General features: G+C 65.3%; 21 protein-coding genes. 17 read left to right on the top strand and 4 right to left on the bottom strand.

Features of this window, described 5'->3' with window-relative positions:
• From hisA to coaA, 5 genes are read left to right on the top strand one after another with little or no spacing between them, the layout of a single operon-like run.
• On the top strand, positions 1-747 hold the full coding sequence (gene hisA, locus FJ974_RS02570) for a 1-(5-phosphoribosyl)-5-[(5-phosphoribosylamino)methylideneamino]imidazole-4-carboxamide isomerase (protein WP_140531032.1): 747 nt from the start codon (positions 1-3) through the stop codon (positions 745-747).
• Positions 744-1,583 (top strand): arginase family protein, encoded by an 840-nt coding sequence (locus FJ974_RS02565; protein WP_140531035.1) that lies wholly within the window; start codon positions 744-746, stop codon positions 1,581-1,583. The genes hisA and FJ974_RS02565 overlap by 4 nt, the downstream gene beginning before the upstream one ends.
• Complete coding sequence (gene hisF / locus FJ974_RS02560) at positions 1,580-2,374, top strand: imidazole glycerol phosphate synthase subunit HisF (protein WP_181177032.1); 795 nt, start codon at positions 1,580-1,582, stop codon at positions 2,372-2,374. Before FJ974_RS02565 ends, hisF begins: the two co-directional genes overlap by 4 nt.
• Before the next feature lie 9 nt (positions 2,375-2,383).
• Positions 2,384-2,707, top strand: coding sequence for a phosphoribosyl-ATP diphosphatase (locus FJ974_RS02555; protein WP_140531040.1), 324 nt, complete (start codon positions 2,384-2,386; stop codon positions 2,705-2,707).
• Positions 2,708-2,730: 23 nt separating this feature from the next.
• Positions 2,731-3,690: a type I pantothenate kinase gene (coaA, locus tag FJ974_RS02550; RefSeq protein ID WP_140531043.1), complete on the top strand. Its 960-nt coding sequence runs from the start codon at positions 2,731-2,733 to the stop codon at positions 3,688-3,690.
• A gap of 37 nt (positions 3,691-3,727) precedes the next feature.
• On the opposite strand, the gene FJ974_RS02545 is transcribed toward coaA, so the two are convergent.
• From FJ974_RS02545 to arfB, 3 genes are all read right to left on the bottom strand, one after another.
• Entirely contained in the window at positions 3,728-4,942 is a 1,215-nt protein-coding gene (locus FJ974_RS02545) for a glycosyltransferase family 87 protein (RefSeq protein ID WP_140531045.1), read from the bottom strand.
• A 48-nt stretch (positions 4,943-4,990) separates the two neighbouring features.
• Positions 4,991-5,620 (bottom strand): alpha-ketoglutarate-dependent dioxygenase AlkB family protein, encoded by a 630-nt coding sequence (locus tag FJ974_RS02540; protein WP_140531048.1) that lies wholly within the window; start codon positions 5,618-5,620, stop codon positions 4,991-4,993.
• An 85-nt stretch (positions 5,621-5,705) separates the two neighbouring features.
• The gene (gene arfB, locus FJ974_RS02535; protein WP_140531050.1) at positions 5,706-6,140 is read right to left on the bottom strand and encodes an alternative ribosome rescue aminoacyl-tRNA hydrolase ArfB; all 435 of its coding nucleotides are present in this window, start codon (positions 6,138-6,140) and stop codon (positions 5,706-5,708) included.
• Between the two features lie 100 nt (positions 6,141-6,240).
• On the opposite strand from arfB, the gene FJ974_RS02530 reads away from it, so the two are divergent.
• Complete coding sequence (locus FJ974_RS02530) at positions 6,241-6,711, top strand: nucleoside deaminase (RefSeq protein ID WP_140531053.1); 471 nt, start codon at positions 6,241-6,243, stop codon at positions 6,709-6,711.
• A 43-nt stretch (positions 6,712-6,754) separates the two neighbouring features.
• On the opposite strand, the gene FJ974_RS02525 is transcribed toward FJ974_RS02530, so the two are convergent.
• Positions 6,755-8,365, bottom strand: a complete 1,611-nt coding sequence (locus tag FJ974_RS02525; protein WP_140531056.1) for a phosphoenolpyruvate carboxykinase — start codon at positions 8,363-8,365, stop codon at positions 6,755-6,757.
• 342 nt (positions 8,366-8,707) lie between these two features.
• Between FJ974_RS02525 and FJ974_RS02520 the strand changes: the two genes are divergently transcribed.
• The 11 genes from FJ974_RS02520 to addA all read left to right on the top strand — a co-directional run bounded on the left by FJ974_RS02520 (position 8,708) and on the right by addA (position 25,900).
• Positions 8,708-9,409, top strand: coding sequence for a response regulator transcription factor (locus FJ974_RS02520; RefSeq protein ID WP_006201274.1), 702 nt, complete (start codon positions 8,708-8,710; stop codon positions 9,407-9,409).
• A gap of 144 nt (positions 9,410-9,553) precedes the next feature.
• Entirely contained in the window at positions 9,554-11,338 is a 1,785-nt protein-coding gene (locus FJ974_RS02515; protein WP_140531058.1) for a stimulus-sensing domain-containing protein, read from the top strand.
• Between the two features lie 14 nt (positions 11,339-11,352).
• The gene (locus tag FJ974_RS02510; protein ID WP_140531060.1) at positions 11,353-11,814 is read left to right on the top strand and encodes an HPr kinase/phosphorylase; all 462 of its coding nucleotides are present in this window, start codon (positions 11,353-11,355) and stop codon (positions 11,812-11,814) included.
• Positions 11,815-11,978: 164 nt separating this feature from the next.
• Entirely contained in the window at positions 11,979-12,380 is a 402-nt protein-coding gene (locus FJ974_RS02505; RefSeq protein WP_027166957.1) for a PTS sugar transporter subunit IIA, read from the top strand.
• Complete coding sequence (locus FJ974_RS02500; RefSeq protein WP_140531065.1) at positions 12,377-12,673, top strand: HPr family phosphocarrier protein; 297 nt, start codon at positions 12,377-12,379, stop codon at positions 12,671-12,673. The genes FJ974_RS02505 and FJ974_RS02500 overlap by 4 nt, the downstream gene beginning before the upstream one ends.
• Positions 12,674-12,887: 214 nt before the next feature.
• Entirely contained in the window at positions 12,888-14,288 is a 1,401-nt protein-coding gene (gene ahcY, locus FJ974_RS02495) for an adenosylhomocysteinase (protein WP_140531068.1), read from the top strand.
• 182 nt (positions 14,289-14,470) lie between these two features.
• Positions 14,471-17,038: a sensor histidine kinase gene (locus FJ974_RS02490; RefSeq protein ID WP_140531071.1), complete on the top strand. Its 2,568-nt coding sequence runs from the start codon at positions 14,471-14,473 to the stop codon at positions 17,036-17,038.
• Positions 17,039-17,044: 6 nt separating this feature from the next.
• Positions 17,045-18,550 carry a tRNA (adenosine(37)-N6)-threonylcarbamoyltransferase complex ATPase subunit type 1 TsaE gene (tsaE, locus tag FJ974_RS02485; RefSeq protein ID WP_140531074.1) on the top strand — a complete coding sequence of 502 codons (1,506 nt, stop codon included), beginning with the start codon at positions 17,045-17,047 and terminating at the stop codon, positions 18,548-18,550.
• A gap of 2 nt (positions 18,551-18,552) precedes the next feature.
• Positions 18,553-19,275: a nucleotidyltransferase family protein gene (locus FJ974_RS02480; protein ID WP_140531077.1), complete on the top strand. Its 723-nt coding sequence runs from the start codon at positions 18,553-18,555 to the stop codon at positions 19,273-19,275.
• Positions 19,272-22,391, top strand: coding sequence for a double-strand break repair protein AddB (gene addB / locus FJ974_RS02475; protein WP_140531079.1), 3,120 nt, complete (start codon positions 19,272-19,274; stop codon positions 22,389-22,391). The genes FJ974_RS02480 and addB overlap by 4 nt, the downstream gene beginning before the upstream one ends.
• The gene (gene addA, locus FJ974_RS02470; RefSeq protein WP_140531082.1) at positions 22,388-25,900 is read left to right on the top strand and encodes a double-strand break repair helicase AddA; all 3,513 of its coding nucleotides are present in this window, start codon (positions 22,388-22,390) and stop codon (positions 25,898-25,900) included. The genes addB and addA overlap by 4 nt, the downstream gene beginning before the upstream one ends.
• The last annotated feature ends 73 nt before the right edge of the window (positions 25,901-25,973 follow it).

The following is a 25,973-nucleotide window of genomic DNA, read 5'->3' as shown; positions in this document are numbered from 1 at the left end:
GTGATCCTGTTTCCGGCCATCGACCTCAAGGACGGCAAATGCGTGCGCCTGAAGCACGGCGACATGGCGACCGCCACCATTTACAACGATGACCCGGCGGCCCAGGCCAAGGCCTTCGAGGACCAGGGCTTCGAGTGGCTGCATGTCGTCGACCTCAACGGCGCCTTCAAGGGCCAGAGCGTCAATTCCGCGGCGGTCGGCGCCATCCTCAAGGCGACGAAGAACCCCGTCCAGCTCGGCGGCGGCATCCGCACGCTGCCGCAGATCGAGGACTGGCTGGACCGCGGCCTGGCGCGCGTTATCTTGGGTACCGTGGCAGTGCGCGAGCCTGAGTTGGTCAAGGAAGCCTGCAGAGAATTTCCCGGCAAGATCGCCGTCGGCATCGACGCCAAGGGCGGCAAGGTCGCCGTCGAGGGCTGGGCCGAAGCCTCGGAGCTGGGCGTCATCGAACTGGCGAAGAAATTCGAGGGCGCAGGCGTGGCGGCGATCGTCTACACCGACATCGATCGCGATGGCGTGCTCTCCGGCATCAACTGGGATTCGACGATCGATCTTGCCGAGGCCGTGTCCATCCCCGTGATCGCTTCCGGCGGGCTGGCATCGATCGCCGACATCGTGCGCATGACCATGCCCGACGCCAGGAAGCTGGAAGGCGCGATCTCTGGCCGCGCGCTCTATGATGGGCGCATCGATGCGGCCGAGGCATTGGCGATCCTGCGCGGCAACCACGCGGAGGCAAAATCTTGAACATCTCGATCATCCTGGCGTCCTACGACAGCGGCCGCTATCACGGCGGATGCGGCCAGGGCCCCGACGCGCTGATCTCGGGCGGGCTGGCCGAGGCGCTGAAGCTCGCCGGTCACGAGGTCGATGTGCACGACATCGGCAGGGTGATCGAGGACGACCAGGAGCGTGAGATCGCGACCGGATTTGCCGTCTGCAACGCCGTGTCGGGCGAGGTTCGTATTGCCCTGGACAGGGGGCGGTTTCCCATCGTTCTGGCCGGAAACTGCCTGACCAGCGCCGGCGCGGTGGCCGCAGAAGGCGCCGACGCCATCATCTGGGCCGACCAGCATGGCGACCTCAACACACCCGAGACCTCCACCTCGGGTTTTCTCGACGGCATGGCGCTGGCGACCGTGCTTGGCCTGTGCTGGCGGCCGATGGCAGCACAGATCCCAGGGTTCAAGCCGATCGATCCGGCGCGCTGCGTGCTTGTCAACGCGCGCGACCTCGACACGGCCGAGAAGGAGCTGCTGGACAAGCTGCCCATCATCCGCACCGAGTGCCCGGACTGGGCGGCGGCTGCGCAAAGACTGAAGGCCGACGGCGCAAGCCAGGTCCACATGCATGTCGACCTCGACGTGCACGACCCGGAAAAGCTGCAGGCCAACCGCTACACCACGCCCGGCGGTCCGGCGCCCGAGCAGGTGCGCTCGGCGATGTGCGGCCTTGCCGGTCCGCTAACCGTCGCCGGTCTCACCATCTCCGCCTACGATCCGGCCTTCGACCCGAAGGGCGACGTGCCGCCGCTGGTCGGCGAGCTGGTGGTCGACCTGCTTTCGACCATGGAAGGCAAGTGATGCTGAAGGCCCGCGTCATTCCTTGCCTCGACGTCAAGAACGGCCGTGTGGTGAAGGGCGTCAATTTCGTCGATCTGGTCGATGCCGGCGACCCGGTCGAGGCCGCCAAGGCCTATGACGCGGCCGGCGCCGACGAGCTTTGCTTTCTCGACATCACCGCATCTTCGGACAATCGCGAGACGATCTTCGACGTCGTCGCCCGCACGGCCGAGCAGTGCTTCATGCCGCTCACCGTCGGCGGCGGCGTGCGCCAGGTTGCCGATATCCGCAAGCTGCTTCTGGCCGGCGCCGACAAGGTGTCGATCAACACGGCGGCGGTGAAGAACCCGGATTTCGTCGCGGAAGCCGCCGACAAGTTCGGCAACCAGTGCATTGTCGTGGCAATCGACGCCAAGAAGGTGTCGGCGCAAGGCGCGGCCGACCACTGGGAGATCTTCACCCATGGCGGGCGCGAGAGGACGGGCATCGATGCCGTCGACTTCGCCAGGCGCATGGTCGAACGCGGCGCCGGCGAAATCCTTTTGACGTCGATGGACCGCGACGGCACCAAGGCCGGCTACGACATCGCGTTGACCCGCGCGGTAGCGGACGCGGTGCGCGTTCCGGTGATCGCCTCGGGCGGCGTAGGCACGCTCGATCATCTGGTGGAGGGCATCCGCGACGGCCATGCCGGCGCGGTGCTTGCCGCATCGATCTTCCATTTCGGCACCTACACGATCGCCGAGGCCAAGGCGCACATGGCCAGGGCCGGGCTGCCGATGCGGCTGGACTCGGCCGTTCATCGGACTTAAACGGCTAATATGGCTCAATTTTCGCTCGCCGAGCTGGAAACCATCATCCATCAGCGCGCCCATTCCGGCGATCCGGACTCGTGGACGGCGAAGCTGTTCGCCAAGGGCATGGACAAGGCGGCGCAGAAGCTCGGCGAGGAAGCGGTCGAAGCGGTGATCGCCGCTATTCGCGGCGACAGACAGGCCCTCGTTTCGGAGAGCGCCGATCTTATATATCATTGGCTGGTCGTCCTCGGCATAGCCGGCATCGCGCTGGACGACGTGCTGAAGGAGCTCGAGGGCCGCACCAGCCGCTCGGGTGTCGCCGAAAAGGCATCCCGGCCACGGGATTGACGGCGAGGAGGGCAGGAGACTCGATGGACCAGCTTGCTCCTACCGAGAAATATTCCCCCTATCGCTTCTTCTCGGCCGAACAATGGTCGCAATTCCGCGCCGACACGCCGCTGACCCTGACCGAGGAGGAGATCGATCGGCTGCGGTCGCTCAACGACCCGGTCGACCTGGAAGAGGTCAAGCGCATCTATCTGTCGCTGTCGCGGCTGCTCTCGGCGCATGTCGAGGCGAGCCAGCTTCTGTTCAGGCAGCGCCAGGCCTTCTTCAATGCCGGGGAAACGGCGAAGACGCCGTTCATCATCGGCATCGCCGGCTCGGTCGCGGTCGGCAAATCGACCACGGCGCGCGTGCTCAAGGAACTTCTGGCGCGCTGGCCGTCGAGCCCCAAAGTCGATCTCATCACCACGGACGGTTTCCTCCTGCCAAACGAGATCCTGCGCCGCGAGAACCTGATGGAGCGCAAGGGCTTCCCGGAAAGCTACGACGTCGGCGCGCTGCTGAGATTCCTGTCCGGCATCAAGTCGGCGCAACGCGATGTCCGCGCGCCGGTCTATTCGCACCTGACCTATGACGTCATCCCCGGCGAGTTCGTCACCATCGACAGGCCGGACATACTGATCTTCGAAGGCATCAACGTGCTGCAGCCGGGCAAATTGCCGAAGGACGGCAAGATCGTGCCGTTCCTGTCCGACTTCTTTGACTTCGCCATCTATATCGATGCCGACGAGAAGCTGATCCATCAGTGGTACATCCAGCGCTTCATGCGGCTGCGCGAGACCGCCTTCCGCAACCCGGACTCTTTCTTCCACCGTTATTCGCAACTCTCGGAAGATGCCGCGCGCGCCATCGCCGAAGGCCTGTGGGCCAACATCAATCTGAAGAACCTGCGCGAGAACATCGTGCCGACACGGGCGCGCGCCGACCTCATCCTGCGCAAGGGCGCCAACCATCTGGTCGAGGAAGTGGCGCTCAGAAAGCTTTGAGGCCGCCGCGCCGTGGATCGGCTGCAGCCCTGAACCGCTACGCCAGCGACGGCTCTCTGGAGATTTCAGCCTTCCGGCCTCTCGTCCATATCGAAAACAGCATCCACGCGGCGAGAAACAGCGGCACCAGAACCCCGAGGCAAAACCCGACGCTGTACAAGATGTGCGAAACAAAAGCGTAGAGCCAACAGATCGCGAGCAGAAGTCCCGGAGGCCGCGAAACCATTGTGGACAACAGGGCAACCGCGACGGCGACACTGACCGTGTCGTAGGTGTAGCCGTAGGGCGTGGCAAGAATGGCAAGAACGGCGGTAAGCACCACCCTTTCACGATGCTCGACCTGTTGTCCCGGCCGCCAGAGCCAGATCACGGCGGCGATGGCGGCAGCGCTCGCGATCGCCTGTATTGCATAAGCGGCCGCAAGGCCAAGGCCGGCGGCTCGCGCCGTGAAGAACACGGTTACCGCATTGGACTGATAGGGCTGCGGAAAAGGTGCCTCCATGATCCCGGTCATCAACGGCCTGGTCTCAGTGAGAAAATTCGACCAGACATCGAAGCCGAAAAACAGGCCGGTGGCGACGATGATCGCGACCGTGGTCGCTGCGGCAGCAAAAATGGCCCGCCAATTGCCGCTGGCGAGCAGGCAGAAAGGCACGAGAATGCCAAGATGCGGCTTGATCGTCAGCAAGCCGAACAGGACACCCGCCAGCAGCGGTCGCCTTGGCGCCGCGGCGAGGCCCGCGATCAGCAGGGCAGTTGTCAGCGCGCCGTTCTGGCCAAAAACCGCATTCATGACGACGGCGGGACTGAAGACGACGACCAGTTCGGCGAAACCACCCAGTTTCAGCGGCCGGATTGCCAGCCAGAGGCATAAAATTGTGCCAAAGGTCCAGATCAGATAAGCGGGCAGGATCGGCAAGGTCGCGAGAGGCGCGCCAAGCAAAAGGATGCTCGGCGGATAGCTCCATTCCTGATTTGGCAGATGGGGCGAGAAAATACCGCGCAATGCCGCCCGATAGGCATCCACGTCAAACAGAAGGGCGACATGACCCTCGATGGCCATCCGGGAGCCGGCCCAGAGATTGCTGAAATCCCAGTAGGGAAGGGTTCGCGAGAGTTCTGAAAAGCCGTTCGGACCAAGGGTCCACAATGTACGCAAGTAATACCTGGCCATCCAGAGGGCGACAATCGCGGTCACGGTCACGATAGCCACATCAGCGAGGCTTCGGTTCCTGTTCCGGCTGGATTCCATGACGATCTCGGCTTTTGCTGCTTCTTCGTAGTCCCTCTGTCCTTAAGATCATGTTATCGCTGAGCCAGGCGCCGTCACCCGCCGCAGCGTCAGGTTGATCCGGCCGCCATTCTTCAGCAGCGCCGAGGTGGCGGGATAGATGCGGTCGACGCCGTGAAAAGCGAGGCGGCCCTCGCCACCCAGCACCACGACATCGCCGCTTCTCAGCCTGAACGATTTTGTGGCGCCGTCGCGCGTCGTCTGGCCGACCCGGAACTGGCAGTCGTCGCCCAGCGATACCGAGACCACCGGTGCCTCGAAATCCTCCTCGTCGCGATCCTGGTGCAGGCCCATCTTTGCGTCGCTCGAGTAGAAATTGACGAGGCAGGCCTCCGGCGGATGCTGATAGGCAGAGACTTCGCGCCACAATTGCATCAGCATCTCGGGGATCGGCGGCCAGGGTTCACCCGTCAGCGGGTGCGTCGGCTGGTAGCGATAGCCCCGCTCCCTGTCGGTGACCCAGCCGAGCGTTCCGCAATTGGTCATGCGCACACTCATTTCCTTGCCGGTGCGCGGCATGGCCGGCACGTAGAGCGGTGCCGCCTGCACCACTTTCCTCACCTCTTCCACCAGCGCCTCCTGGGCGGCGCGCGAAAGATAACCCGGCATATGGCGGACGCCCTTGGGCAAGACGAGCATGGGATGCGATCCGATTGACTCACCAAGCATGCCATCAACCGGCAAATGCGGCGACCCGAAAGCAGTCGTTCCGCCTATGGACCCCTCAATCGCCCTCGACCCGTCCGCGCAGCCGCTTGACGGTCGAACGCCCGGCCTTGGTCTTCAGGCGGCGCTCGATAGCGCCCTTCGACGGCTTCGTCTTCTTGCGTGGCGGCGGCGGCGGTTCGGCGGCCTTGGCGACTAGCGCCGTCAGCCTGGCGCGGGCGTCGGCGCGGTTCTGCTCCTGAGTGCGGAAGCGCCCCGCCTCGATGACGATGACGCCGTCCTTGGTGGCGCGCTGGCCGGCAAGCTTGATGGCGCGCTGGCGCACGCGCTCCGACAGGCCCTGCGCGTTGGCGGCATCGAAGCGCAATTGCACGGCGGTGGCCACCTTGTTGACGTTCTGGCCGCCCGGGCCGGAGGAGCGGATGAAATCCTCATGCAGATCGCCCGGATGGATGACCGCTTCGTCGGCGATGATGATGTCGTCGGCACTCATGCGTCAGTCATGACGTGGCGACGGCAAAAAGAAAAGGCCCGGACGCAAGCCGAGAAGGACACGCGAGGACACAGGTGCGTCGGCGTGATAGGATTTTGCCATGACCCGCGATCAAATGCTTGCCCATCTCCGATCTGCCGACGCCATCGCGCGCGAGGCAGCGGCACATGGGCATCATCCATTCGGCTGCGTGCTGGTCGGGCCGGACGATCGCGTGCTGATGCGGCAGGGCAATCTCGACACGGTGCGCCATGCCGAGACCGAACTGGCCCGGCGCGCGGCGGCTGCCTACGAGCCAGAGTTCCTGTGGCAATGCACGCTGGTCTCAACCGGCGAGCCCTGCGCGATGTGCACCGGGACGCTCTACTGGGCGAATATCGGCCGGCTGGTCTACGGCTTCGAGGAGACTGAGCTTCTGGCGCTCACCGGGGATCATGCACAGAATCCGACGATGAGCCTTTCTTCGCGCAGCGTGCTCGACTCCGGTCAGAAAAAGATCGAGGTTTTTGGCCCCTTCCCCGAAATCGCGGACGAGCTGCTCGCACCGCACCGCGATTTCTGGAAGCGCTGACGCGGTGGCCTAGGCAAAGGCTGACGTCCCGATCGAGCCGCGGCTATTCGGCCGCCTCCTGCAAATGCGGAGCCGCTCCCAGGATGGCTGCGTCGACGTGGCGCTCGAATTTCTCGAAGTTGACGGTGAACATGTTGACGAGCCTGGAGGCCTGCCGGTCGTAGGCCGGCTTGTCGGCCCAGGTCGAGCGCGGGTCGAGGATGGCGCTGTCGACGCCCGCAACCGCCACCGGCACCTCGAAGCCGAAATTGGCGTCGGTGCGGAATTCGGCCGCGTTCAGCGAGCCGTCGAGGGCGGCGCCAAGCAAAGCGCGCGTCACCTTGATCGGCATGCGGCGGCCGGTGCCGTAGGCGCCGCCGGTCCAGCCGGTATTGACCAGCCAGCAGTCGACGCGGTGGCCGGCGATCAGCTGGCGCAGCAGATTGCCGTATTCCGACGGGTGGCGCGGCATGAAGGGCGCGCCGAAGCAGGTCGAGAACGTCGCTTCCGGTTCGGTGACGCCCTTCTCGGTGCCGGCGACCTTTGCCGTATAGCCGGATAGGAAGTGATACATCGCCTGCGCCGGCGTCAGCCTGGCGATCGGCGGCATGACGCCGAAGGCATCGGCGGTCAGCATGATGATGTTCTTCGGATGGCCGGCGCGGCCGGTCCTCGAGGCATTGGGAATGTAATCCAGCGGATAGGCGCAACGGGTATTTTCGGTGAGGCTGCCGTCGTTGAAATCCGGCATGCGGTCGGCGTCGAGCACGACATTTTCCAGCACCGTGCCGAAGCGCTGGGTGGTGGCGTATATCTCCGGCTCGGCCTCGGCCGAGAGCCTGATCGTCTTGGCATAGCACCCGCCTTCGAAATTGAAGATGCCGTGCGGACCCCAGCCATGCTCGTCATCGCCGATCAGGGTGCGCGACGGGTCGGCCGACAGCGTCGTCTTGCCGGTTCCCGACAGGCCGAAGAAGACGGCCGCATCGCCGGCCAGTCCTTCATTGGCCGAGCAGTGCATGGGCATCACGCCCTTTTCCGGCAGCAGGTAGTTCAGCATGGTGAACACCGACTTCTTCATCTCGCCGGCATAGGAGGTGCCGCCGATCAGCACGATCTTGCGCGTGAGATCGACGGCGATCACCGTTTCGGTGCGGGTGCCATGGCGGGTCGGATCGGCGCGGAAGGATGGCAGGTCGATGATCGTCATTTGCGGCACGAAATGCTCGAGCTCCGCGGCTTCGGGGCGGATCAGGAGATTGCGGATGAACAGCGAATGCCAGGCAAATTCGGTGACGACCCGGGTCGGCAGCTTCAGATCGGCGTCGGCGCCGCCGATCAGGTCCTGCACGTAAAGGTCCCTGCCCACCGCATGGGCGCGGAAATCGGCATAAAGCGCCTCGAACTGCGCCGGCGAGATCGCCTTGTTGTTGTCCCACCAGACCTGGCGGTCGGTCGCGTCGTCGCGCACGACGAACTTGTCCTTCGGCGAGCGGCCGGTGTGCTGGCCGGTTTCGGCAAGCAGCGCGCCATGCGCCGTCAGCCTGGCCTCGCCGCGGCGGAGCGCCTCCTCATAGAGTTCGGCGGCACCGAAATTATAGCGCACCGTGCCGGTTGTCTTCAGGCCGATCGCGTCGATAGCGCAGTCGGGGTTGCGTTTGCCGGCTTCCGACATCAAGTTTCCTCTCTGGATTTGCCGCATCGAACCGGTGGTATTTCCGGAGCCGGCGGAAGGAGCTAGCAAGTTGAAAACCAGAAAAGCCGAATGATATCAAATCTTTAATCGATTTAAAGAATTTGAAAGTTGTTTAAATCGTTTATATGTGCAAAAGATCGCACAGATTGCCCAAAGGATTGGCAGGCTGGGTTCGTCCAATCCCGGTACAGGTGCGATCGTGTGTAGCGGCAGGCCGCCCGTGACTTGGGACGGAGCCTATGCCACATTTTGTACCCAATTTGTCCTGCAAAAGCCCCTTCTCGACGACAGAAGGGACAGCTCATGAGGGAGCCGCTTGAAATGGCAACAATCGCGCTTGTCGACGACGACCGCAACATTCTGACTTCGGTGTCGATCGCGCTCGAATCCGAGGGCTACCGCGTCGAGACCTATACGGATGGCGCGTCGGCGCTGGAGGGTCTCGCGGCGCGGCCGCCGAACCTTGCAATCCTCGATATCAAGATGCCGCGCATGGACGGGATGGAGCTGTTGCGCCGGATGCGGCAGAAATCCGACCTGCCGGTGATCTTCCTGACCTCGAAGGACGACGAGATCGACGAGCTGTTCGGCCTCAAAATGGGCGCCGACGACTTCATCCGTAAACCGTTCTCGCAGCGCCTGCTGGTCGAGCGGGTGCGCGCGGTGCTGCGCCGCACCAGCGCCCGCGAGGCGGCTGCCAAGGCGCCAAGCCAACAGGCCCGCTCGCTCGAGCGCGGCCAGCTGGTGATGGACCAGGAGCGCCACACCTGCACCTGGAAAGGCGAACCGGTGACGCTGACGGTAACCGAATTCCTGATCCTGCATTCGCTGGCGCAGCGCCCCGGTGTGGTAAAAAGCCGTGATGCGCTGATGGATTCGGCCTATGATGAGCAGGTCTATGTCGACGACCGGACCATCGACAGCCACATCAAGCGGCTGCGCAAGAAGTTCAAAGCCGTCGACGACGACTTCGAGATGATCGAAACCCTTTACGGAGTCGGGTACCGGTTCCGCGAAGCATGAGATAGGCAGTAGGCAGTAGGGAATAGTCAGTAGTCGGTTTCGAACGATGCGAGCGGCCACTCAAGCATAGTCGCGGTCAGCCACCATTTCTCTATTCCCTACTGCCCACTCACTACTCACTAACTAAGCAGGGCCTGCTATTCGATGGCAGTGGACGTAGAGCGAGGCAGGCGAGCGGGCGCGGCGAGGCGTCCGCCACGAATCGTGCCCGCATTCGTGTCGAGGATCACGGTGCCGATGCGCCGGTTTCTCGGCCATCACATCTTCTCCAGCCTGACGCGCCGCATCCTGTTCCTCAACCTGGCCGGCCTCGCCGTGCTGGTCACCGGCATTCTCTACCTCAACACCTTCCGCGACGGGCTGATCGACGCGCGCGTCGAAAGCCTGATGACGCAGGGCGAGATCATCGCCGGGGCGATCGCGGCCTCGGCGACGGTCGAGACCGATTCGATCAGCATCGATCCGGAAAAGCTGCTCGAGCTGCAGGCCGGCGAAAGCCTCGGTCCGGGCTCCGACCAGCTCGACAATCTCGATTTCCCGATCAACCCGGAGCGCGTGGCGCCGGTGCTGCGCAGGCTGATCTCGCCGACGCGCACCCGCGCCCGCATCTATGACCGCGACGCCAACCTCTTGCTCGATTCGCGCCATCTCTATTCGCGCGGCCAGATCCTGCGCTACGACCTGCCGCCGGTCGACGACGAGCAGCCCGGCATCGTCGAACGGGTCGAGAAATTCGTCTTCGACTTCTTCCGCAACAAGGATCTGCCCGTCTATCACGAGCAGCCCGGCGGCAACGGCGCGGCCTTCCCGGAAGTGGTCAAGGCGCTGACCGGCGGCCCGTCGACCATCGTGCGGGTGAGCGAGCAGGGCGAGCAGATCGTCTCGGTGGCGGTGCCGATCCAGCGCTTCCGCGCCGTGCTCGGCGTGCTGATGCTGTCGACCGAAGGCGGCGACATCGACAAGATCGTCTCGGCCGAGCGCAAGGCGATCCTGCGCGTGTTCGGCATCGCCGCGCTGGTCACCGCCATCCTGTCGATGCTGCTTGCCTCCACCATCGCCAATCCGCTGCGGCGGCTTTCCGCTGCTGCCGTCAGGGTGCGGCGCGGTGTCAAGAGCCGCGAGGAGATCCCGGACTTTTCCGACCGCCAGGACGAGATCGGCAATCTGTCGATCGCCGTGCGCGACATGACGAATGCGCTGTACGCGAGAATCGAGGCGATCGAAAGTTTCGCCGCCGATGTGTCGCATGAATTGAAGAACCCGCTGACCTCGCTGCGCAGCGCGGTCGAAACGCTGCCTTTGGCGAAAAACGATGCATCGCGCGCGCGCCTGATGGAGATCATCCAGCATGACGTCAGGCGGCTCGACCGGCTGATCACCGACATTTCCGACGCCTCCCGCCTCGACGCCGAACTCGCGCGGGAAGACGCAGGAACCGTCGACCTGAAGAAGTTCATCACCGATCTCATCGCCGTCTCGCGCGAGGCGACGCGCAACAAGAAGGCGATCGAGATCGAGCTCAAGGTCGCCAAGCTGCCGCAAGGCGCAAAAGGCTATTTCGTCACCGGCCACGATCTCAGGATCGGCCAGGTCATCACGAACCTGATCGAGAACGCGCGCTCCTTCGTTCCCGAGGACCATGGCCATATCGCCATATCGCTGGCACGCGCCGGCAAGCTCAACATCATCACCGTCGACGACAATGGCCCGGGCATCAGGGCCGACAACATCGACCGCATCTTCGAGCGCTTCTACACCGACCGGCCGGCCAGCGAGGCGTTCGGCCAGAATTCCGGACTTGGCCTGTCGATCAGCCGCCAGATCGTCGAGGCGCATGGCGGCACGCTGACAGCCGAGAACATCCCCGGCACCAAGCCCGGCGAAATCAAGGGCGCGCGTTTCGTGGTGACGCTGCCCGCCGAAGGCTGACTCCCGACAGGAACATGCCCGATTCCGCCGCCAAGCTCCCGAACATCCATGGGACCGCCATCCTGATCGGCGAGCGCGGCATCCTCATCGCCGGGCCGTCCGGCTCGGGCAAGACCACGCTGGCGCTGGCGCTGATCGACCATTGCGGCGCGCGCGGCCAGTTTTCCCGGCTGATCGGCGACGACCAGCTCTTTGCCACCAATCATGGCGGCCGGCTGGTGTGCCATGCCCCCGCCAGCATCGCCGGTCTCGCCGAAGTGCCGGGGATCGGGCCGCGGCCGCTATCCTTCGAGCCTGCCGGCGTGATCGACCTTGCGGTGCGGCTGGTGCCAGGTGGCGAGATGGCGCGACTTCAGGACGAGGCGACCGAAACGATCGCCGGCTGCCCGGTGCCGCGCGTCGATGTCGCCCGGCAGAACATCGCCGTGGCGTTGCCTGTGGTGATGGCGCGGCTGCGCATGGCGCCTTTTTTGTGATCGGCTCCGGGTTTTTTGCTGCAATGCGTCAAAATGGCTCGGACCGGCGCAATTTTGGGCTTGTCAACCGGCCGTGCGTCGACAAGATAGCGCTCCCGCCGCCTGGAATGGCTGGCGAACATAAAATACGCCCATGAAACGGCGATGACGGGAGCCACCAGAGAATGATCGGACTCGTGCTCGTAACGCACGGTCAACTGGCCACCGAGTTCCGGCATGCCGTCGAACATGTCGTCGGGCCACAAGACAATTTCGAGACCGTGGCGATCGGCGCCGACGACGACATGGAGCAGCGCCGGGCCGATATCGTCGACGCGGTCGCGCGCGTCGACACCGGCGCCGGTGTCATCGTGCTCACCGACATGTTCGGCGGCACCCCTTCGAACCTCGCAATCTCGGTGATGGAGTCCGGCCGCACCGAGGTCATCGCCGGCATGAACCTGCCGATGCTGATCAAGCTGTCCTCGATCCGCAAGGGCGACAACATGGCCGCCGCGCTCGACGAGGCCCAGGCGGCGGGACGCAAATACATCAATGTCGCCAGTCAGCTCCTGAGCAGCAAATGAACGCGCATGCGCCGGAGAAGGACGCCGTCGTGCGGGACTTCCCGATCGTCAACCAGCGCGGCCTGCATGCCCGCGCCTCGGCCAAGTTCGTCCAGGTCGCCAGCGGCTTCAACGCCACCATCCATGTCGAGAAGGATGGCATGAAGGTCGGCGGCACCTCAATCATGGGCCTGATGATGCTGGCGGCAAGCCCCGGCTATTCGATCCGCGTCACCGCCAGCGGGCCGGAAGCCGTACCGGCCATGGACGCGTTGGAGCAGCTGATCGCCTCGCGCTTCGGCGAGGAAATCTAAGGCCTGTTTTTATCCATGTCGTTGTCCCAAAACCACTGCGCACCCTCGGGTCACAGCGACATGAATTGGCTCCGAAGACATGCACGAATAAAGATTTCTTTATATCCCATTGTCGTTTTCAGACCGATCTGCTAGTCAGGCCGGCAATCCGCGCCCTTCCATGCGCCTCCCGGCGCCGGCGCGCTGATAGGACAAATCACACCGGAGCACTGCCATGACAGGTAGCAAGGACTATGTGGTCGCCGACATCTCGCTTGCCGGCTGGGGCCGCAAGGAGATCGAGATCGCCGAAACCGAGATGCCGGGCCTGATGGCCTGCCGCGAGGAATTCGGCGACAAGAAGCCGCTCAAGGGCGCGCGCATCACCGGCTCGCTGCACATGACGATCCAGACGGCGGTGCTGATCGAAACGCTGAAGGCGCTGGGCGCCGACATCCGCTGGGCCTCGTGCAACATCTTCTCGACCCAGGACCATGCCGCGGCGGCGATCGCCGAGGCCGGCATCCCGGTGTTCGCCGTCAAGGGCGAGACGCTGGAGGACTATTGGGATTACACCGACCGCATCTTCCAGTGGGCTGACGGCGGCACCTCCAACATGATCCTCGACGATGGCGGCGACGCCACCATGTACATCCTGATCGGCGCCCGCGCCGAGGCCGGCGAGGATGTGCTGTCGAACCCCGGCAGCGAGGAAGAAGAAATCCTGTTCGCCCAGATCAAGAAGCGCCTGTCGGCTTCGCCCGGCTTCTTCACCCGGCAGAAGGACGCGATCCGCGGCGTCACCGAGGAGACGACGACCGGCGTCAACCGGCTCTACCAACTGCAGAAGAAGGGCCTGCTGCCGTTCCCGGCGATCAACGTCAACGATTCCGTCACCAAGTCGAAGTTCGACAACAAATATGGGTGCAAGGAATCGCTGGTCGACGGCATCCGTCGCGGTACCGATACGATGATGGCCGGCAAGGTCGCCGTGGTCTGCGGCTATGGCGACGTGGGCAAGGGCTCGTCTGCCTCGCTGAAGGGCGCCGGCGCCCGCGTCAAGGTGACCGAGGTCGACCCGATCTGCGCGCTGCAGGCGGCGATGGACGGTTTCGAGGTGGTCACGCTGGAGGACGCCGCGCCGACCGCCGACATCGTCATCACCACCACCGGCAACAAGGATGTCGTCACGCTCGACCATATGCGGTCGATGAAGGACATGGTGATCGTCGGCAACATCGGTCACTTCGACAACGAGATCCAGGTGGCGGCGCTGCGCAATCTGAAATGGACCAACGTCAAGCCGCAGGTCGATATGATCACCTTCCCGGACGGCAAACGGATGATCCTTTTGTCGGAAGGCCGGCTGCTCAACCTCGGCAACGCCACCGGCCATCCGAGCTTCGTCATGTCGGCCTCGTTCACCAACCAGGTGCTGGCGCAGATCGAGCTTTTCACCAAGCACGGCCAGTACCAGAACCAGGTTTACGTGCTGCCCAAGCATCTCGATGAGAAGGTGGCGCGGCTGCATCTCGACAAGCTCGGCGCCAAGCTGACTGAGCTGTCGGGCGAACAGGCCGCCTATATCGGCGTGACGCCGCAGGGACCGTTCAAGCCCGAACACTACCGCTATTAACCAAAGCGAAAATATCTACCATATATTGAAGCCGGGTGTTGACTTTCCGCCCGGCTTCTTTTTTGCGCCGAATGATTCTTCACGCCGATTCCGGCAGGCGCTATTGTTGTGATTCGCGGTCCGGGGACAGAGGCCCGCGGCGCATCAGGGCGGTCTTGCAAAGCGGCGAAGAGGACCAAGACATGCCGGGGGAAAACCCGCCACGCGCGGGACAGGCCGTTTCCGGCGGCCATGAGGATTCGACAACGAGCGGCTCCGCCGCGACAGGCGGCGGTCTTGCTTGGCGCACCGGCGCCGGCATCGGCAGGCTGCTTGCCGGCTCGGCGCTAGCTGGCCCGCTGTTCGGCGTTGCGGCGCATGCCGATACCGGCATCGCCGAGAAGGCAGGCCTTTCCGTCAACACCGTCGAGGTGATGCAGCTTGCCATGTTCGTCGGCGTCATGGGTGCTGCCCTTGTCTCCGCCATCTTTCTGATCCGCGAGCGGACGCGCACGGCAGCGCAGAACGTCGAGCTCAGGGCCCGCATCGCCGACGTCAATGCGGCGCTACAGCGTTCCGAGGCGCTGCTCAATCTGCGTGACCAGCGCCTGATCGTCTGGACTTCTGACAACAAAAAGCCTGAGCTCATCGGCAGCCTGCCGCTCGAAAGCGGCGCGCCGGACGACCGGGCCGCCTTTCTCGCCTTCGGCCGCTGGCTGATGCCGCGCTCGGCGGCGGCGCTCGAGCATGCGGTCGCCGCGCTGCGCGAGAGGACCAAGGCCTTCGACCTCGTCATCGAGACGCAGGCGGGCATGCCGCTCGAAGTGCATGGCCGCAAGAGCGCGGCGCATGTTCTGGTGCGTTTCATCTCGCTGTCGGAGACCTTGCGCACCCAGGCCCGGCTGAAGATCGAGAACCAGCGGCTCGGCGCCGACTACGACACCATGCTCGGCCTGCTCGACGCGCTGAAGATGCCGACCTGGCTGCGCTCGGCCGACGGGCGGCTGAAATGGGTCAACCGCGCCTATGCCGAAGCGGTGGAGGCGCCAAGCGCCGAAGCGGCGGTGCGCGAGGCCAAGGAGTTCCTCGGCGGCCAGGCGCGCGAGCAGATCGCAGAGCAGCACAAATCGCGTCCCGTCTTCGAGCAGACACTGTCGACGGTGATCGAAGGCGACCGCCGCATGTTCGCGGTGACCGATTTCGCCGGCGCCGAGGGGTCGGCCGGACTTGCCTGCGACACCAGCGCCGCCGAGACGATCCGCGCCGAATACGAGCGGACGGTGCAAAGCCACGCCGATACGCTGGACCAGCTCAACACCGCGGTGGCGATCTTCGATACCGACGAGAAGCTGCGCTTCTTCAACCAGGCATTCCAAAAATTGTGGAACCTCGACAGCGGCTTCCTGCACAGCGCCCCTTCCAATGCGCTGCTGCTCGACCGGTTGCGCAGCGAAGGCAAGATCGCCGAGCAACCGGAATGGCGCCGCTGGAAGGAGACCCTGCTTGGCGCCTATCGCGCCGTCGAATCGCAGGAGCATTGGTGGCATTTGCCGGACGGCAAGACGATCCGCGTGGTGGCCAACCCGCAGCCCAAGGGCGGCGTGACCTGGGTGTTCGAGAACCTGACCGAGAAGATGGACCTCGAAAGCCGCTACCAGACCGCCGTGCGCGTGCAGGGCGAGACGCTGGACAATCTGGCCGAAGGCGTCGCCGTGTTCGGGCCGGACGGCCGGCTTCGTCTCTCCAACCCGGCCTTCGTCGCGCTGTGGGGATTGTCGGCGGAGGCGATCAAGCCCAATGTGCATGTCTCGGCGATCCGCGACATTTGCGACCAGCGCGCCGCAGACAGTCCGTGGGCCGGCTTCGTCGCCGCCATCACCGGCTTCGACGACGAGCGCCGCGACCGCCACGGCCAGACCCAGCTGGTCAACGGCACGGTGCTGAGCTATGCCGTGATCCACCTGCCCAACGGGCAGGTGATGATGACCTTTGTCGACGTCACCGACACCGTCAATGTCGAGCGGGCGCTGAAGGACCGGAACGAGGCGCTGGAGAAGTCGGATCAGTTGAAGAACGAGTTCGTGCAGCATGTCTCCTACGAATTGCGCTCGCCGCTGACCAACATCATCGGCTTCACCGAACTGCTGTCGCTGCCCGCCACCGGGCCGCTGACGCCGAAGCAGCGCGAATATGTCGAGCATGTCGGCTCGTCGTCCTCGGTGCTGCTGACCATCGTCAACGACATACTGGACTTAGCGACGGTTGACGCCGGCATCATGCAGCTCGACATTTCCGAGATGAACATCGACAGGACGATTGCGGCGGCGGCCGAGCTTGTCGCCGACCGGCTGGAAGAGCATTCGATCAAGCTCGAGGTCGATGCGGCGGCGGCGCCGAAGAGCTTTCATGGCGACGAGACCCGAGTCCGCCAGATCCTCTACAACCTGCTCAGCAACGCCGCCAACTACGCGCCGGAAGCGAGCACGATCACGCTCACCTGCCGTCAATTGGCCGACGGGGTCGAGTTCTCGGTCCACGACGACGGGCCGGGCATGCCGCCCGATGTGCTGGAATCGGTGTTCCGCCGCTTCGAGCCGCGCGCCAATGGCGGCCGCCGACGCGGCGCCGGACTGGGCCTGTCGATCGTCAAGAGCTTCGTCGAATTGCATGGCGGAACGGTGCGCATCGAGACCGGCATGGACCGGGGCACGACAGTCATCTGCACCTTCCCAGACACGCCTTCGGGCGGCATCCGGGAAGCGGCCGAGTAACGCGCTTTGACAGAGGCGGTGCTGGAGCGTTTTCTTGCCGACGAGGCTGCGACGGCGAGGCTTGGCGAAGATCTCGCCATGGCGTTGCGGGCCGGCGATGCGGTTGCGCTCCAAGGCGATCTCGGCGCCGGCAAGTCGACGCTGGCCCGCGCCCTGATCCGGGCCCTGGCCGAGGATGCCGACCTGGAAGTGCCGAGCCCGACTTTTACGCTGGTGCAAAGTTACGAGACGCGCATCCCGGTCCATCACTTCGATCTTTACCGGCTGTCCTCGCCGGACGAGCTTGACGAGCTCGGCCTCGATGACGCGCTGGCGCAAGGCGCGGCGCTGATCGAATGGCCGGAACGGGCCGGAGGCCGGTTGCCGGAGAGCGCGCTCTGGATCGAGCTCGCCGAACAGGACGAAGGCCGGGTGGCGAGGCTCAGCGGGCTGACGGGCACATTCGAGCGCGCAGCGCGATCGCTGGCGATGCGCGATTTCCTGGCTTCCGCCGGATGGGGCGATGCCAGCCGGCGCCATTTCGTCGGCGACGCCTCGGCGCGCTCCTATGAAATCGTCTCGCTTCCCGGCCAGGCGCCGCGCGTGCTGATGAACTCGCCGCGGCTGGTGCTCGGTCCGCCGGTGCGCGACGGCAAGCCCTATGCGGTGATCGCCCATACCGCGCAATCGATGACCGCCTTCGTCGCCATCGACAAGGCGCTGCTTGCGGCCGGCGTCAGCGTGCCGGCGATCCACGCCCAGGACCTCGACCAGGGTTTTCTGCTGCTGGAGCATCTCGGCTCGGAAGGATTTTTGAGCAGCGACGGCCAGCCGATCGCCGAACGCTACGAAGCGGCGGCGGAACTGCTGGCCATGATGCATGGCAAGACCTGGCTGGATCGCATGGAAGCCGCGCCCGGCGTGGTCCACGAGGTGCCGCCCTTCGACCGCGACGCCATGCTGATCGAGGCCGACCTTTTGGTCGACTGGTATGTACCGATGGTCACCGGCAAGCCGGCAAGCGATGGGTTGCGGGAAGGCTATCACAAGGAATGGAACGCGGTGCTCGACCGGCTCGAGGCCAGCGAATACACGCTGATGCTGCGCGATTTCCACTCACCCAACATCATCTGGCGCGGCGAGCGCTCCGGGCATGACCGGCTCGGCATCGTCGACGTGCAAGACGCGTTGATCGGCCCGGCGGCCTATGACGTCGCCTCGCTCGCCATGGATGCGCGTGTGAGCATTTCGCCCGAGATCGAACAGCGGACGGTCGCGGCCTATGTCGCGGCGCGGCATGCCGCCGGTGCGTTCGACGAAGCCGGCTTCGCAGAGGCCTATGCGATCATGGCGGCGCAGCGCAATTCAAAAATCCTCGGCATTTTCGTGCGGCTCGAAAAGCGCGACGGCAAGCCTTACTATCTGAAACATCTGCCGCGCATTCGCGACTATCTGCGGCGGGCGCTGGCGCATCCGGCGCTTGCCGGGTTGAGGGATTTCTACATGGCCCACGGCCTGCTGGAGGAACGCTGATCATGAAGCCGAAGACCGCGATGGTGCTGGCCGCGGGGCTCGGCAAGCGCATGCGGCCGATCACCGACACGATGCCGAAGCCGCTAGTGACGGTCGCCGGCAAGACCTTGCTCGACTGGGGGCTGGACAGCCTGGAAGCCGCCGGCGTCGCCAAGGCCGTCGTCAATGTCCACTATCTGCCCGAGCAGGTCGTCGCCCATGTCGCCGGCCGCAAGGCGCCGAAGATCGTCATCTCCGACGAGCGCGAGGCGCTGCTGGAATCGGCTGGCGGTATCGTCAAGGCGCTGCCGCTTCTGGGTGGCGAGCCCTTCTACATCATCAACGCCGACACGTTCTGGATCGACAGCGGCCAGCCCAGCCTGCAGCGCCTTTCCCTTGCATGGGACGGCGCGAAAATGGATATTCTGCTGATGCTTACCGATCTCGACTCGGCCACCGGGCACTGCGTCGGCACCGATTTCCTGACGGCGCCGGACGGCGCGCTCACGCGCTCAAAGGGTGATCCGACGGGATTGATCTATGCCGGCGCCGCCATCATCCATCCGCGCATCTTCGAGGACGCGCCTAAAGGCCCGCATTCGCTCAATGCCTATTTCGACAAGGCGATCGCCGCCGGTCGGCTGTTCGGCATGAAGATGCACGGCCGCTGGATCACCGTCGGCACTCCGGACGCCATTCCGCTGGCTGAAGCGGCAGTCGCCGGCGCGCTTGCGAAAGCGGTATGAGCGGCTCGCGCCGCGTCTTTTCCATCCCGTCCGGAGCGCCGTTCCTGCCGACGCTGGCGGAGGCCTTGCTCGACGGCCGGCTCATCCCCGGCTTCCGCTTCGATGGCGACCCGCTGGCGCTCACCGATGCCACCATCTACGTGCCGACACGGCGCGCTGCAAAAGCGCTGCGCGGCGCCTTCGTCGACATCCTCGGTAAACGCTCGGCCATCCTGCCGACAGTGCGGCCGCTCGGCGAATTCGACGAGGACGAGGCGGCCTTCGATGCCGAGGCGTCGCCGGCAATCGACCTGGCGCCGCCGATCGCGGCACAGGAGCGTCTTCTGCTGCTGGCGCCGCTGGTGCGCGCCTGGAAGGAAACCCTCCCCCAGCACGTCAGGGAGCGGTTCAACGAAGAATTCGTCGTGCCGACCTCGGCTGCCGATGCCATCTGGCTGGCGCGCGACCTTGCCCGGCTGATGGATGAGATCGAGACCGAAGGCACCGATTGGGCCAAGCTCGCGACGCTGGTTACCGGCAACCTCGCCGGCTGGTGGCAGGTGACGCTCGATTTCCTCGGCATCGTCACCGACAATTGGCCGGAGCTGCTCAAGGAGCGCAACCGCTCCAATCCCGCCGCGCATCGCAGCGCGCTGATCCGGCTGGAGGCGGCGCGGCTGAAGCGCAACCCGCCCGCCGGCCCGGTGATCGCCGCCGGCTCGACCGGCTCCATTCCGGCTACGGCCGAACTGCTGGCGGTGATCGCCGGCCTGCCCAACGGCGCCGTCGTGCTGCCCGGTCTCGACCGAGAGCTGGACGACCACTCCTTCGCGGCAATCTCGGCGCCCGGCGCGCGGCCGGCGACACTCGGCCATCCGCAATACGGCCTGGCGAAGCTGATCGGCGGCATCGGCGTGCCGCGTCGGGACGTCGAGGAGATCATCGCGGCAGCGCCGGCGCTTGTGATCCGCGCGGCTCTCGTCGGCGAGGCGCTGCGGCCTGCAGAAACCACCGAACTGTGGACCGGGACGCGGTCGCGCTTCGCCGCAACCGAGGTGGAACAGGCGCTGGCCGGGGTGACATTGGTCGAGGCCGCCAACGAGCGTGACGAAGCAGTGGCGATCGCCATTGCGCTGAAGCGCGCGGTCGAGGCGCCGGGCAAGCGGGCGGCGCTGGTCACCGGCGACCGTGCGCTGGCGCGGCGTGTTTCGGCCGAGCTGCTGCGCTTCGGGGTCGTCGCCGACGATTCCGGCGGTACGCCGCTTGCCAACACGCCGGCGGCCGGCCTGCTGAGGCTGGGGCTGCAGGCGGCGTTCCGGCCGGGCGACCCGGTCGGCCTTCTATCGCTTCTGAAGCACCCGCTGTTGAGCCTTGGTCTCGAACGGGCGAGGGTGCGCAGGGCCGCCGAGCTGGTCGAACTGGTAGCGCTGCGCGGCGGCACCGGCCGGCCCGACGTCGTCTCGCTCGGCGATCTCTTCGAGGCGCGCCTTTCCGGTCTCAGTGGCGACAGGCGTCAGCCGTTCTGGTTTCCGCGCCTCAGCGTGCGCGGTATCGAACAGGCGCGGGATTTGCTTAGCCGTCTATCCACCGCGCTCTTCCCGCTCACCACCATGCGCGGCGAGGCGGACGCCGATATCGCGACGCTGACGCGCGCCAGCGTCATGATGCTCGAAAATCTCGGCTGCGCGGCGGATGGCAGCGTCACGGACATCTATGCGGGCGATGCCGGCGAAAAGCTTGCCGAGCTGTTGCGCGGGCTGGTCGCCGCCTCCTCGCCCTTCACCTTCGCCGCCGACGAATGGCCCGACGTCATGGAGGCGATGATCACGCCGGAAACGGTCAAGCCGGCGCAAGGCACCGATCGCAACATCGCCATCTGGGGCGCGCTGGAAGCGCGGCTGCAAAGCGTCGACACGCTGGTCATCGGCGGTCTCAACGAGGGCGTGTGGCCGCGAAAGCCCGAGAGCGACCGGTTCATGTCGCGGCTGATGAAGACCGGCATCGACCTTGAGCCGCCGGAACGCCGCATCGGCCTTGCCGCACATGATTTCCAGATGGCGATGGGCACGAAAGAGGTGGTGCTGACGCGCGCGGCCCGCTCCGGTGATGCGCCGGCGGTGCCGTCGCGCTGGCTGCAGCGCATCCTCACCTTCATCGGCAAGGACCAGATGGCGGCATCCCGCCGGCGCGGCGATAAGCTGCTTGCCTGGGCGCGCGCACTCGATGCCGGTGACAGGCAGGCCTTCGCGGCGCGGCCGCAGCCCAAGCCGCCGCTGCGGCTCAGGCCACAGCATTTCTCGGTGACGGAGATCGAGACGCTGCGCCGCGACCCCTATGCGGTCTATGCCAGGCGCATCCTTGGCCTGGTGCCGCTCGATCCGGTGATCCGCGATCCCGGTGCGGCCGAGCGCGGCACGCTGTTCCACGCCATCCTGCACCTGTTCTCGCGGCGGGTGGAGGATCCGCGCGCGCCCGGGGCCCTGGCCAGCCTTATCGACGCCGGCCGGGCCTGTTTCGCAGAGGCGGCACTGCCGCCCGACATAGAGGCGGTGTGGTGGCCGCGCTTCGAAAAGCTCGCCGCCAGCATCATCGAATGGGAGCTTACCCGCGCCGAGGCGGTCGCCAGGCGCCATGCGGAGGAACGCGCCGAAAAGACCGTCGTCGGCCGCACCGGCGTGACGCTTTCCGGCTATGCCGACCGCGTCGACCTGCTGGCCGGCGGCATGGCCGACATTCTCGACTACAAGACCGGCTCCTCGCCGTCGAAGGCGCAGGCACACACGCTGCTGGCACCGCAGCTGGCGCTTGAAGGCGCGCTGCTGCGGCGCGGCGCCTTCAAGGACCTCGGCATACGCGAGCCTTCACAGCTGGCCTTCGTGCGGCTGAAGGCGAATGGCGAGGTTTTTGAGGAATCGATCCTCGAATACAACCGCAAACAAAGGACGGCCAACGACCTGGCCGAAGAGGCCTGGGCAAGGCTCGAAAAGCTGCTGCTTTACTATGCCGATCCGACGACCGGCTATCTGTCGCGGGCGCTGCCGTTCCGCGAAGGCGATGCCGATGGCGACTACGATCATCTCGCCCGCGTGCTCGAATGGTCGGCCGGCGGCGCCAGCGAGGACGAGGCGGAGGGATGAGATATCCGATCCCCGCCGACACCGCGGCCAGCCAGGGGCGCGCCTCCGATCCGCAAAATTCCGCCTGGGTCTCGGCCAATGCCGGATCGGGCAAGACGCATGTGCTGGCGCAGCGCGTCATCCGGCTTTTGCTCAACGGCACCGATCCGTCGAGAATCCTATGCCTGACCTATACGCGAGCGGCCGCCGCCAACATGTCGAACCGGGTGTTTTCGACCCTGTCGGAATGGACAGTCCTGCCTGATGCCGAACTTGCAGTGAAGATTGCGGCGCTCGACGGCCGCAGTGCCGACCGCGATACCATGCGCCGCGCCCGGCGATTGTTTGCCGAAGCACTGGAGACGCCGGGCGGCTTAAAAATCCAGACCATCCACGCTTTCTGCGAATCGGTGCTGCACCAGTTCCCGCTCGAAGCCAACATCCCAGCGCATTTCGAGATGCTCGACCCGCAGATGGAAGCCTCGCTGTTCGCCGACGCCCGCCGCGACATGATCTCGGGCGCCGGCGCCGGTGTCGAAGGCCTGGCGGAGGCCTTCGCCATGGTGCTGGAGCGCGGCGGCGAATTCGGCCTCGACACGCTGCTTGCCGAGATCGTCGGCAAGCGCGACGACCTGCGCGCCTTCATCGCCAAATTCGGCAAGGACCGGGATTTCCAGCCGCTGTTCGCCGAATTCGACTTCCGGCCCGGACAGAATGCCGACGATATTGCCGCTTCCATCTGGCCCCTGCCCGGTTTTTCGCCTGGCCAGTTTGCCGAATTCGCCCGCGCCGCGGAGGCCGCCGACGCGAAGCAGGTTTTGAACAACGTGCTGCCTTACGCACAAAGCGCCTTTGCCGAAGCCGATCCGATCCGGCGGCTGCGGCTGCTCGCCAAGGCGTTCCTGCGCTCGGACGGCGACCCGTACGATCCGCCCAAGATCTTCAGGAAGGCGCTGGTCGACCGCCTGCCCGACCTGCCGGAGCGCTATCTGGCGGCGGCCAAGGCGATCCTTGATGTGTCGGACCGGCTGGCGCTGTTCCGGATGCTCGAAGGCACGGCGGCGGCGTTGAATGTCGCCGGCTGGCTGATCGCCCGCTACGAGCAGCTGAAGCGCGGGCGGGGCTTTCTCGACTTCAACGACCTGATCACCCGCACCGTCAGCCTGTTGTCGCGGCCGGATGCCGGGCCGTGGGTGCAGTACAAGCTCGACCAGGGCATCGACCATATCCTGCTCGACGAGGCGCAGGACACCAGCCCCGACCAGTGGGAGGTGGTGAAGAAGCTGACGGAAGAGTTCTTTGCCGGGCTCGGCCAGCGGGAGGCGGTCCGGCGCACGGTGTTTGCCGTCGGCGATGAGAAACAGTCGATCTATTCCTTCCAGGGCGCGGCGCCGGATTCCTTTGCCGAAAGCCGGCTTCTGTTTGCCGCGCGCGTGCGCGACGCGGAAGCCTCGTTCGCCGATCTGAAGCTCACCTGGTCGTTCCGCTCCAGCGACGACGTGCTTGCCGCCGTCGACCGCGTCTTTGCCGAACCGGGGGTGCGGCGCGGCATCAGCCACGATCCCGATCCGCTGACCCATAAGGCGATCCGCATCGATGCGCCGGGCTATGTCGAAGTGTGGCCTTCGATCGGCGCCGAAATGGTCGAGGAGCCCGACGACTGGACCTTGCCGGTCAACCATGCCAGCGCGCCGGCGGTGCGCGTCGCCGAGCATGTTGCCGCGACCATTCAGGGCTGGCTAAAGAATGGCGAGATGATCGAAGGCAAGGGCCGCAAGGTGACGGCCGGCGACATCCTGGTGCTGGTGCGCAAGCGCGACCGTTTTGTTCACGCGCTGTCGCGTAGCCTGAAGAACCGTCAGATCCCGGTCGCCGGCGCCGACAGGCTCAGCCTGCCCGGCCATATCGCGGTGCAGGACCTGATCGCGCTCGGTCACTTTTTGATCCAGCCGGAAGACGACCTGTCGCTGGCCGCCGTGCTGCGCAGCCCGATCTTCGATGTTTCCGAAGAGACATTGCTGGCGCTCGCCGGCGATCGGCCAACCGGTCAATCGCTGATCGCCTCGCTTCGACAGCATGCAATTGGCGACGAGGCGTTGGCCGCCATCGTTAGCCGACTCGACACCTGGGCGACCGAGGCGGCGTTCGAGCCGGTGTTCGAATTCTATGCCGCCGCGCTGGCGCGCGACGGCCTGCGCCGCAAGATGACGGCGCGGCTAGGGCCGGAAGCGGGCGACATCCTCGACGAATTCCTGAGTTTTTGCCTGGCCGAGGAACGGACCGGCCTGCCGGGGCTGGAATCGTTTCTTTCGACGCTGGAAGACAGCGGTCCAGAGATCAAGCGAGAAATGGATCAGACCCGCGACGAGGTCCGGGTGATGACCGTGCACGCCGCCAAGGGCCTGGAAGCGCCAGTCGTGTTCCTGGTCGATGGCGGCTCGGCACCGTTCAGCGATCAGCATCTGCCGCGATTGATGGCCTTTGAGAGCTCCGGCCGGCACTGGAAGGGCAAGGGCTATCTGTGGCGTTCGGCCAGCGACATCGCCAATGGCGTTTCGCGGTCGGCGTCAGTGCGGGCGCGCGAACTTGCCGACGACGAATACCGGCGGCTGCTCTATGTCGGCATGACGCGCGCCGAGGACCGGCTGATCGTCTGCGGCTATCACGGCAAGCGGGCGCCGAGCCCCGGCACCTGGCATTCGATCGTCAGCCGGGCGCTGCTGGGTGCGCCGGAAAGCGCCGAGCGGCTGCACCCGGCGACAAGCGAGGTCGCGGTGCATCGCTTCCATACGACCAGGCTGCCGCCTGTCGCCCTGACGGCGGGCGAGGCGGAGAGCACGGCCGAGCCTGTAGCGCCGTTGCCGGAAACCCTGTTCCGGCCGCTGCCGCCTTATGAGGAGCTGCCGCGACCGCTGTCGCCCTCCGGCGCATCGGCCTTGATCGACGAGACGACGCAAGCCTTGCCCGACACGCGCTCACCGGTGCTCGACGCCGAGGCCGAGCCAGGCTTTGCCGTAAAACGCGGACTGGCGCTGCACAAGCTGCTGCAGATGCTGCCTTCGGTCGGCGAAGGCGAGTGTGAGGCTGCAGCGGAGCGCTATCTGGCGCGCGCCGGCGCGGACTGGCCCGAGGCCGAGCGGGAGAAGGCCTTGGCGGCGGTGCTTTCGATCCTTGCCGACAGTCGTTTCAGCGCGCTGTTCTCGCCCTCGTCGCGGGCCGAGGTCGCCATCATGGGCAGCCTCGAAGTGAAGGGAAAACTACGCTCGATCTCCGGCAAGATCGACCGGCTGGCGGTCACTCCTGAAAAGGTTTCGATCATCGACTACAAGACCAACCGGCCGGCGCCCAAAAGCCTGACGGAAGTGCCGCAGGCCTATGTCCTGCAGCTTGCGTTCTACCGCGCGCTGCTCAAGCCGCTCTATCCAGGCCGCGAGGTTTCGGCGGCGCTGCTGTTCACCGAGGCGCCGCGGCTGATCGAGCTGCCGGCCGCGGCCATGGATGACGCCCTTGCCCGACTCACGAGGGCGTGACACAAGAACTGCTTGAAGATCGCCGCCACGACCACCACATTTGGTGCAACCCGAGTTTTCGAAAGGATTTCAG

The organism is Mesorhizobium sp. B1-1-8 (assembly GCF_006442795.2).
Taxonomy (GTDB): Bacteria; Pseudomonadota; Alphaproteobacteria; order Rhizobiales; family Rhizobiaceae; genus Mesorhizobium.
Note: the sequence above shows the minus strand (reverse complement) of the source record. Positions and strands in the feature narration are given on the sequence as shown.

Bases quoted from the DNA above. Each gene is read 5' to 3' on its own strand.
- FJ974_RS02555 (WP_140531040.1), top strand. From the start codon at position 2,384: ATGGCTCAATTTTCGCTCGCCGAGCTGGAAACCATCATCCATCAGCGC.
- coaA (WP_140531043.1), top strand. From the start codon at position 2,731: ATGGACCAGCTTGCTCCTACCGAGAAATATTCCCCCTATCGCTTCTTC.
- FJ974_RS02545 (WP_140531045.1), bottom strand. From the start codon at position 4,942: ATGGAATCCAGCCGGAACAGGAACCGAAGCCTCGCTGATGTGGCTATC.
- FJ974_RS02540 (WP_140531048.1), bottom strand. From the start codon at position 5,620: ATGCTCGTCTTGCCCAAGGGCGTCCGCCATATGCCGGGTTATCTTTCG.
- arfB (WP_140531050.1), bottom strand. From the start codon at position 6,140: ATGAGTGCCGACGACATCATCATCGCCGACGAAGCGGTCATCCATCCG.
- FJ974_RS02530 (WP_140531053.1), top strand. From the start codon at position 6,241: ATGACCCGCGATCAAATGCTTGCCCATCTCCGATCTGCCGACGCCATC.
- FJ974_RS02525 (WP_140531056.1), bottom strand. From the start codon at position 8,365: ATGTCGGAAGCCGGCAAACGCAACCCCGACTGCGCTATCGACGCGATC.
- FJ974_RS02520 (WP_006201274.1), top strand. From the start codon at position 8,708: ATGGCAACAATCGCGCTTGTCGACGACGACCGCAACATTCTGACTTCG.
- FJ974_RS02515 (WP_140531058.1), top strand. From the start codon at position 9,554: ATGGCAGTGGACGTAGAGCGAGGCAGGCGAGCGGGCGCGGCGAGGCGT.
- FJ974_RS02510 (WP_140531060.1), top strand. From the start codon at position 11,353: ATGCCCGATTCCGCCGCCAAGCTCCCGAACATCCATGGGACCGCCATC.
- FJ974_RS02505 (WP_027166957.1), top strand. From the start codon at position 11,979: ATGATCGGACTCGTGCTCGTAACGCACGGTCAACTGGCCACCGAGTTC.
- FJ974_RS02500 (WP_140531065.1), top strand. From the start codon at position 12,377: ATGAACGCGCATGCGCCGGAGAAGGACGCCGTCGTGCGGGACTTCCCG.
- ahcY (WP_140531068.1), top strand. From the start codon at position 12,888: ATGACAGGTAGCAAGGACTATGTGGTCGCCGACATCTCGCTTGCCGGC.
- FJ974_RS02490 (WP_140531071.1), top strand. From the start codon at position 14,471: ATGCCGGGGGAAAACCCGCCACGCGCGGGACAGGCCGTTTCCGGCGGC.
- FJ974_RS02480 (WP_140531077.1), top strand. From the start codon at position 18,553: ATGAAGCCGAAGACCGCGATGGTGCTGGCCGCGGGGCTCGGCAAGCGC.
- addB (WP_140531079.1), top strand. From the start codon at position 19,272: ATGAGCGGCTCGCGCCGCGTCTTTTCCATCCCGTCCGGAGCGCCGTTC.
- addA (WP_140531082.1), top strand. From the start codon at position 22,388: ATGAGATATCCGATCCCCGCCGACACCGCGGCCAGCCAGGGGCGCGCC.